General features: G+C 70.3%; 4 protein-coding genes. 1 reads left to right on the top strand and 3 read right to left on the bottom strand.

The features are described 5' to 3' along the window. Positions 1–104: 104 nt before the first annotated feature. The 3 genes from ACZ4WV_RS24790 to recD2 form a co-directional block, all read right to left on the bottom strand. A complete protein-coding gene (locus ACZ4WV_RS24790; RefSeq protein WP_465750247.1) occupies positions 105–824 on the bottom strand; it encodes an SDR family NAD(P)-dependent oxidoreductase in 720 nt (239 codons plus the stop codon). A 542-nt stretch (positions 825–1,366) separates the two neighbouring features. After that, a complete protein-coding gene (locus ACZ4WV_RS24785) occupies positions 1,367–2,656 on the bottom strand; it encodes a citrate synthase (protein WP_465750246.1) in 1,290 nt (429 codons plus the stop codon). Between the two features lie 225 nt (positions 2,657–2,881). Further along, positions 2,882–5,125: an SF1B family DNA helicase RecD2 gene (gene recD2, locus ACZ4WV_RS24780; protein WP_465750244.1), complete on the bottom strand. Its 2,244-nt coding sequence runs from the start codon at positions 5,123–5,125 to the stop codon at positions 2,882–2,884. Between the two features lie 246 nt (positions 5,126–5,371). Between recD2 and ACZ4WV_RS24775 the strand changes: the two genes are divergently transcribed. Then, positions 5,372–6,163, top strand: coding sequence for a VOC family protein (locus ACZ4WV_RS24775; protein ID WP_465750242.1), 792 nt, complete (start codon positions 5,372–5,374; stop codon positions 6,161–6,163). The last annotated feature ends 273 nt before the right edge of the window (positions 6,164–6,436 follow it).

Here is a 6,436-nt window from a genome sequence, read left to right as displayed (position 1 = left end):
GGGTGGTTGCGGCCTACAAGCTAGCACCGCGCACCGCCCCCCACCCCCCCCCCCCCCCCCCCCCCCCCCCCCCCCCCCCCCCCCCCCCGCCGCGCTCCAGCGCCTCAGCGCCCCAGCAGCTCGCCGCCGTTGCAGTGCAGGATCTCGCCGGTGATGAACCCGGCCTCCGGCGAGGCCAGGAAGTGCACCGCCGCCGCGACCTCTCCGGACTCGCCGATCCGGCCGAGCAGCGTGCGCGCCGCCCGGCGTGCCACCTCGGCCTCGTCCAGCCGCGGCCCGAAGAACTCGGTGCCGCTGACCGTCCCCGGCGCGACGATGTTGGCGGTGATCCCCGAGGTGCCCAACTGGGCGGCCAGGAAGTGGTTCCAGGCGTGCAGCGAGGCCTTCGCGGCGCCATAGGAGCCGGCCCCGCGCAGGGCCGCGATGGAACTGATGGTGACCACCCGGCCGGAGCCGGGGGTGAGCCGGTCCCGGATCGACTCGGTGAGCAGCACCACGGTCAGCACGTTGCGCTCGAAGTCACCGCGCCACCGGGCCAGCAGGGCGTGCGGTCCGCCGCCGGCCACGGTCTCCCGGCTGCCGGCGTTGTTCACCAGCACGTCGATCCGCTCGGGCAGTTCGTCGAGCACCGCCTCGACCGCGTCCGGGTCCGCGAGGTCGCACACCAGCGGAGTGACGTTCGGTCCGAGGTCGGCCGCGGCCTTCTCCAGGACCTCACGGCGCCGACCGACGATCACCACGTGCTCGCCCGCCTCGGCGAACCGCCGCGCGACTTCGTACCCGATTCCCGTACCACCGCCGGTGACGACGACGTTCCTGGCCATCTGCGCACTCCCTCCCCAGTTCTGCCGCCGCGCTGCAAGGGTGCGCGACGGTCCGTACCGGAATGCCACGATTCCTATCACGCTCGGTTGCCGTGACTGCGGGGAGGGTGACGTCGGGCGCGCGGGAAGGTGTGGTATGAGCCCGGAACGAGGCGCCTACGGAGCGTGGCGAGAGGCAGCTCACACCCCCCGGGCGTAACTTCTCGCACCCTGATACGTCTTAGGTTGGTAGTGCGGCAGTTTTTCCGACGGGCCGGGACGCGATCAACGGCAATGCGCCCCTCATCCGACGGCTGCCGCCGACGGGGCTCCGGCGGGCCCCGGGAACGGTCGTCGGTTCCTCGACGGCCTTCGCGCACGGCGCCGGGGTTGCGGCGGGTCAGGGACGCTTTGAGCGGCCGTCCCCGGTTGCGGCCGCCCCCGGAGTCGTGCGCCGCTCGTTCCGTCCCCGCGCGGGCCCTTCCGGGTCCGGGGCGCGGGGACGCCGGAGGGGCCCGGCCGCTCAGCAGCGGCCGGGCCCCTCCTCGCTCGTGCGGGGTGCGTCAGCGCTGGTCGAGCTCGACGTAGTCGCGGATCGCGGTGCCGGTGTAGATCTGGCGCGGACGGCCGATCCGGCTGGTCGGGTCGTTGATCATCTCGTGCCAGTGGGCGATCCAGCCCGGCAGCCGGCCGAGGGCGAACAGCACGGTGAACATGCTGGTCGGGAAGCCCATGGCGCGGTAGATCAGGCCGGTGTAGAAGTCCACGTTCGGGTACAGCTTGCGCGAGATGAAGAAGTCGTCCTTGAGGGCGTGCTCCTCCAGCTTGAGCGCGATCTCCAGCAGCTCGTCGCTCTTGCCGAGCTGGCCGAGGACCTCGTGCGCGAGCAGCTTGACCTGCGCGGCGCGCGGGTCGAAGGCCTTGTAGACGCGGTGGCCGAAGCCCATCAGCTTGACGCCGGCCTCGCGGTTCTTGACCTTCGTGATGAAGGAGTCGACGTCGCCGCCGTCCTTCTGGATGCCCTCCAGCATCTCCAGCACGGCCTGGTTGGCGCCGCCGTGCAGCGGGCCCCACAGGGCCGAGATGCCGGCCGAGATCGAGGCGAAGAGGTTGGCGTGGCTGGAGCCGACCAGGCGCACGGTGGAGGTCGAGCAGTTCTGCTCGTGATCCGCGTGCAGGATGAGCAGCTTGTCCAGGGCGTTGACGATGACCGGGTTGAGCTCGTAGTCCTCGGCGGGGACGGCGAAGGTCATCCGCAGGAAGTTCTCGACGTAGCTCAGGTCGTTGCGCGGATAGACGAAGGGCTGGCCCATCGCCTTCTTGTACGCGTACGCGGCGATCGTCGGCAGCTTGGCCAGCAGGCGGACGGTCGACAGGTGGCGCTGGGCCGCGTCGAAGGGGTTGTGGCTCTCCGGGTAGAACGTGGAGAGCGCACCGACCACCGAGGACAGCATGGCCATCGGGTGGGCGTCCCGCGGGAAGCCCTGGAAGAAGCGCTTGACGTCCTCGTGAAGCAGCGTGTGCTGGGTGATCTCGCGGTTGAACTCCGCCAGCTGGTCCGCGGTCGGCAGCTCACCGTTGATCAGGAGGTACGCGGTCTCGATGAAGCCGCCCTGCGCTGCGAGCTGCTCGATCGGGTAGCCGCGGTACCGAAGGATGCCGTTGTCACCGTCCACGAAGGTGATCGCGGACTTGTACGCGGCGGTGTTACCGAAGCCGTTGTCCAGGGTGACCAGGCCGGTCTGCGGGAGCAGCTTCGAGATGTCGAAGCCGGAGTTGCCCGCAGTGCTCTCGACGACGGGGTACTCGTACTCGCCGTCCTGGTACCGCAGTACTACCGAGTTGTCGCTCACGTCTTCCTCACCGACGAAATGAATCCTCTTCCAAGGTGCCCTGACTGTCTCTACCATCCCCCATCCGGAGGACAGTCGCGCACCCGGGGTGGCCCGGAAGGGCCCGCCCCTACAAAACCTGCCGCCGCAGCCGGTACGAACCGGACAAGATCGGCACCACCCTAGGCTCTGCCGTAAATCTCTTCACGTCAAGAGAACCTTAGAGGCAACCATCCTGTCGGACAATCATCCAGAAGCAAGCCGATGATCGAGCGCCGCATGCCGCCGACCTGCACTGACGGCCCGTACGGCCTGGGCGATCGCCTTCCGTGACCCGACCAGCACCACCAGTTTTCGGGCCCTGGTCACCGCGGTGTAAAGCAGATTTCGCTGGAGCATCGTCCAAGCGGACATGGTGACCGGAATCACCACCACCGGATACTCGCTGCCCTGCGAGCGGTGGATCGTCACCGCGTACGCGTGGGCCAGCTCGTCCAGTTCGTCGAAGTCGTACACCACCTCCTCGTCCTCGTCGGTGACCACCGTCAGCCGCTGGTCGTCCACGCTGAGGGCCGTCACCACTCCCACTGTGCCGTTGAAGACGCCGTTCCGCCCCTTGTCGTAGTTGTTGCGGATCTGAGTGACCTTGTCCCCCACCCGGAACGTCCGCCCGCCGAAGCGCCGCTCCGCCAGCCCCTCCCGGGCCGGCGTCACCGCCGCCTGCAGCAGCGTGTTCAGGTTCCCCGCCCCGGCCGGGCCCCGGTGCATCGGCGCCAGCACCTGGACGTCCCGGCGCGGGTCGAAGCCGAACTTCTGGGGGATCCGACGCGCCACCACGTCCACCGTCAGCCCGGCCGCCCGCTCCACGTCGTCCTCCACGAACAGGAAGAAGTCCGTCAGACCCTCCGTCAGCGGCGGCTTGCCCTCGTTGATCCGGTGCGCGTTGGTCACCACGCCCGACTGCTGCGCCTGCCGGAAGATCCGGGTCAGCCGCACCGAGGGGATCGGCCCGTCCTCGGCGAGCAGGTCCCGCAGCACCTCACCCGCCCCCACCGAGGGCAGCTGGTCCACGTCCCCCACGAACAGCAGGTGGGCGCCCGGCGGCACCGCCTTGACCAGCTTGTTCGCCAGGATCAGATCCAGCATCGAGGCCTCGTCCACCACCACCAGGTCCGCGTCCAGCGGCCGGTCCCGGTCGTACGCGGCGTCCCCGCCCGGCCTGAGCTCCAGCAACCGGTGCACCGTCGAGGCCTCCACCCCGGTCAGCTCCGACAGCCGCTTCGCCGCCCGACCGGTCGGCGCCGCCAGCACCACCTTCGCCCGCTTGGCCAGGGCCAGCGTCACGATCGACTTCACCGTGAACGACTTCCCGCAGCCCGGCCCACCCGTCAGCACCGCGACCTTCTGCGTCAGCGCCAGCCGCACCGACTGCTCCTGCTCCGGCGCCAGCTCCGCCCCCGTCCGCTTGGCCAGCCACTCCAGCACCACCGGCCAGTCCACATCCGCGAACCACGGCATCCGGTCGGCATCCGAACGCAGCAACCGCAGCAACTGATTGGCCAGCGAGATCTCCGCGCGGTGGAACGGCACCAGGTACACGGCGGTGATCGGCTCGCCCGCCTCCCCCGGCACCGTCTCGCGCACCACCCCCTCCGCGGCCACCAGCTCGGCCAGGCAGTCGATCACCAGCCCCACGTCCACCTGCAGCAGCTTCACGCCGTCCGCGATCAGCCGCTCCTCCGGCAGGTAGCAGTGGCCCTGGTCGCTGCTCTGCGACAGCGCGTACTGCAGTCCCGCCTTCACCCGCTCCGGGCTGTCGTGCGGGATGCCCACCGCTTGGGCGATCCGGTCCGCCGTCAGGAAGCCGATGCCCCACACGTCCGATGCCAGCTTGTACGGCTCGTTCCTGACCACGCCGATCGAGGCGTCGCCGTACTGCTTGTAGATCCGCACCGCCAACGAGGTCGACACCCCGACCCCCTGCAGGAAGACCATCACCTCCTTGATGGCCTTCTGCTCCTCCCAGGCCGCCGCGATCTTCTTGGTCCGCTTCGGCCCCAGCCCCGGCACCTCGATCAGCCGGCCAGGCTCGTTCTCGATCACCTCCAGGGTGTCCACCCCGAAGCGCTCCACGATCCGCTCGGCGAACCGCGGCCCGATCCCCTTGATCAGCCCCGAGCCCAGGTAGCGCTGGATCCCCTGCACGGTGGCCGGCAGCACCGTCGTGTAGTTCTCCACCGTGAACTGCCGCCCGTACTGCGGGTGCGAACCCCAACGGCCGTGCAGCCGCAACGACTCCCCGACCTGTGCCCCCAGCAGCGCGCCCACGACGGTCAGCAGGTCGTTCCCGCCCCGGCCGGTGTCCACCCGGGCCACGGTGTAGCCGGTCTCCTCGTTGGCGTACGTGATCCGCTCCAGCACGCCCTCGACCTGCGCCAACTGGCGTGGCGCCTGCTGCGTCTGCTGCCCCGACAGCGGCTGCTTGCCCACCGGAGCCCCCTCTTCGACCGGTACGGGTGGACCCTTCCGTCACGCACCGTACCGCTCCACGCCGACAACCCCGGAACCGCGCGGAAGCCGCCGGGACAGCGGGCAGCGCCCCGGGCGAGCGGGGCAGCGGCGGATTCCCCGGAGGGAGAGCCCGCCGTGCACCGTCCCCGCCCGGGTGCCAGGCTGGAAGGTCCAGGGGGTGCCGATCACGCCCGCAGGGGCCCCGCCCGAGGAGCAAGTGCCGTCATGCTCAACACCGCCTTCCGTCCCGGTTCCCCGGACTGGCTCGACCTGAGCAGCGCCGACACCGGCGCCTCCGTCGACTTCTACGCCGCCCTGTTCGGATGGACCTTCGACTCGGCCGGCCCCGAGGCCGGCGGCTACGGCTTCTTCCAGCTCGAAGGCCGCACGGTCGCTGCTCTCGGCCCGCTCGCCGACGAGGATTCCGGCCCCGGCTGGACCCTGTACTTCGCCACCCTCGACGCCGACCGCACCACCGAACTCGTGCAACAGGCCGGCGGCCGCGTACGGTTCCCGCCCTTCGACGTCTTCACCGCCGGCCGGATGGCGGGCTACACCGACCCGACCGGCGCCGACTTCGCCGTGTGGCAACCGCACGACACCCGCGGCCTGGACCTCGTCAACGACGAGGGCAGCCTCTGCTGGGCGGAGTGCTACAGCGTCGACGCCGAGCGGGCCAAGGCCTTCTACCGCACCGTCTTCGGCTGGCAGGAGCAGGACGTCCCGTTCGGAGAGTCCTCCTACACCGTCCTCACCCCGGCCGGCGGCGGCACCGAGGACGCCCACGGCGGCATCATGCAGCTCACCCCCGAACACACCGCACGCGGCACCGGCTCGCACTGGCTGCCCTACTTCGAGGTCCCCAATGTGGACGCCAGCCTCGCCATCGCCGACCGCCTCGGCGCGAAAGTACGGATCCCCGCCACGGACGTCCACGGCGTCGGCCGCCTCGCCCAACTGATCGACCCGCAGGACGCGGTGTTCGCCGTCATCACGAGCGTCCCGGCCGGGACGTGAGGAGGGGTCGGGCGGCCCCTGTCCCTGCCCTCAGAAGGGCCGTGAAGGGAGCGCTACGGGCGTAGATCCGCCAGGTACGGCACACAGCCGCCACCACGGTCCGAGCGCGACTCAAACGGCTGTTTCAGCGGTCCGACCAGGGCCGGAGCCGTCGGTCCCGGAAACGCGAAAAGGCCCTGCCCGGTAACCCGGGCAGGGCCTTTTCAGAAGAATTGTTCGGCGGCGTCCTACTCTCCCACAGGGTCCCCCCTGCAGTACCATCGGCGCTATGAG

This window comes from Kitasatospora sp. NPDC029312, from assembly GCF_055569215.1.
This window is presented reverse-complemented; position numbering and strand designations above follow the sequence as displayed.

Coding starts and splice junctions, on each gene's coding strand:
- ACZ4WV_RS24790 (WP_465750247.1), bottom strand. CDS start 824: ATGGCCAGGAACGTCGTCGTCACCGGCGGTGGTACGGGAATCGGGTAC.
- ACZ4WV_RS24775 (WP_465750242.1), top strand. CDS start 5,372: ATGCTCAACACCGCCTTCCGTCCCGGTTCCCCGGACTGGCTCGACCTG.